1 protein-coding gene and 3 pseudogenes are annotated in these 1,742 nt (G+C 64.2%); 1 reads left to right on the forward strand and 3 read right to left on the reverse strand.

Annotated features, from left to right (window positions below):
• Window positions 1-404, reverse strand: a pseudogene (locus I5W_RS04580) (glyoxylate/hydroxypyruvate reductase A); the annotation flags it as partial.
• A complete protein-coding gene (locus I5W_RS04585; RefSeq protein ID WP_017451167.1) occupies window positions 401-817 on the reverse strand; it encodes a VOC family protein in 417 nt (138 codons plus the stop codon). The pseudogene I5W_RS04580 and the gene I5W_RS04585, both read right to left, overlap by 4 nt.
• Window positions 818-1,010: 193 nt before the next feature.
• On the opposite strand from I5W_RS04585, the pseudogene I5W_RS04590 reads away from it, so the two are divergent.
• Window positions 1,011-1,421, forward strand: a pseudogene (locus I5W_RS04590) (universal stress protein); the annotation flags it as partial.
• Between the two features lie 141 nt (window positions 1,422-1,562).
• Here the strand turns inward: I5W_RS04590 and I5W_RS29410 are convergent.
• A pseudogene (locus I5W_RS29410) lies at window positions 1,563-1,742 on the reverse strand (multicopper oxidase domain-containing protein); the annotation flags it as partial.

Raw genomic sequence — 1,742 nt, forward strand, 5'->3', positions numbered from 1 at the left:
TAGTCCAGCGGCTGCCATTGATGGGCGCGTTGCTGGCGCGCGTAGTGCGGCATGTCGCGATGCAGGTAGAGCGTCCAGGCCAGGACCGCCTCGGCCATGGTGGCGGCCAGGCGTGGATCGACCAGGCGCGTGATCTGCAGATCGGTCTGCCCGAGATCGGCCACCAGCCGCTCCACCCCGGCCCAGACGCTATGCACCCACTGCAACTGCGGCAACAGTTTCAATTGCGCCGGATCGGGATTGGCGACGATGGCCAGACGGCATTGCGAGCGCTGATCCTGGTCCAGATCGGCAAAGGCGACCAGCTCTTCTTCCGGCAGGGCCAGGCGCAAGGCCTGCAGCCAGGCGGCGACCGAGGCGGCATCGCCCTGGCTGACGAAGGGGATGGGAAGGCGTGGGCTCATGTGGCGTACACCGTATCAAGATTCTTGAACCCCTTGATCTCGATGGGATTGCCCGAGGGATCGAGGAAGAACATGGTGGCCTGCTCGCCCGGCTCACCGGCAAAGCGGATCTGCGGCGCCAGCACGAATTGGACGGCAGCGCTGGCGGTGAGCCGATCAGCCAGTTGCTGCCAGTGCTGCATCGGCAGGATCACGCCCAGATGCGGCATGGGCACCAGATGATGGCCGACCTGGCCGGTGTTGCTCACCGCGAAGGGCTGCCCCAGATGCAGCGAGAGTTGATGGCCGAAGAAGTCGATATCGACCCAGGTATCAGTGCTGCGGCCTTCCCGGCAACCTAGCAGGTCGCAATAGAAGCGGCGCGACTGGTCCAGGTCGCGCACGTGGTAGGCCAGGTGGAAGATGGATTGCATGAAATCCCCGAAAGCGCCAAAGGCAGGTTGAGCGAAAGCGCACTAGGATAACCCAGCCTTGCCGCCCGGCACGGATTGACATGCGTCAAGCAGGCGGTTCATTGGGCTAGACGACCTCCCTCCCCGGGCCTACTCTGACCATATGGCGTCCAGCCCCGGATGCCTTCCCCCATGAATATCCCGAGGAGCCACCATGAGCTACAAGTCCATCCTGGTCCACGTCGACCAATCGCGTCACGCCGCCCAACGCATCCGCATTGCCGCCGAGCTGGCCCGGGCCCAGCAGGCGCACCTGATCGGCAGCGCCGTCAGTGGCATCTCCAGCTTCATCACCATGGAAGGCGCGGCCTACATCGCAGCGCAGATGGATGGTTTCCGCGACCGCGCCCTGGCCGCCCTGGAAAACTTCGACAAGATCGCCAACAGCGTGGGCGTGCCCTCCTGCGAAAAACGCTTCGTTGATGACGATGCCGAGGGCGGACTGGCCCTGCAAGCGCGTTATGCCGACCTGGTGGTGGTCAGCCAGGCCGACCTGGACGATGCCGACGACAGCTTCCTGACCGATCTGCCCGAATACGTGATGCTCAACTCCCCGCGCCCGGTGTTGATCATCCCCAGCGCCGGTGAATTCAAGCACGTGGGCAAGAATGCCCTGATCGCCTGGGATGGCAGCATGGAATCGACCCGCGCCATCACCGCCGCCCTGCCGCTGCTGCGCCAGGCTGACAACGTGACAGTGGTGATCTATCTGCACCATTTCATCGGCGTGCGGGTGATACATGAAGGTGCCGGCGCGCCGTGCGGTGAATTCGTAGACATAGGTCTTGCCGGGCGGGATGGCCGGCTGCGTCAGGCCGGACACGCCATCCATGCCATTGGGCAGGCGCTGGCCATGCCAGTGTACCGAGGTCGCTTCGNCAGCTGT

The organism is Herbaspirillum sp. B65 (genome assembly GCF_000333555.1).
GTDB classification, from domain to species: Bacteria; Pseudomonadota; Gammaproteobacteria; order Burkholderiales; family Burkholderiaceae_D; genus Herbaspirillum; species Herbaspirillum rubrisubalbicans.

Excerpts from the sequence above, each read along its gene's own strand:
- I5W_RS04585 (WP_017451167.1), bottom strand. The coding sequence starts at position 817 with ATGCAATCCATCTTCCACCTGGCCTACCACGTGCGCGACCTGGACCAG.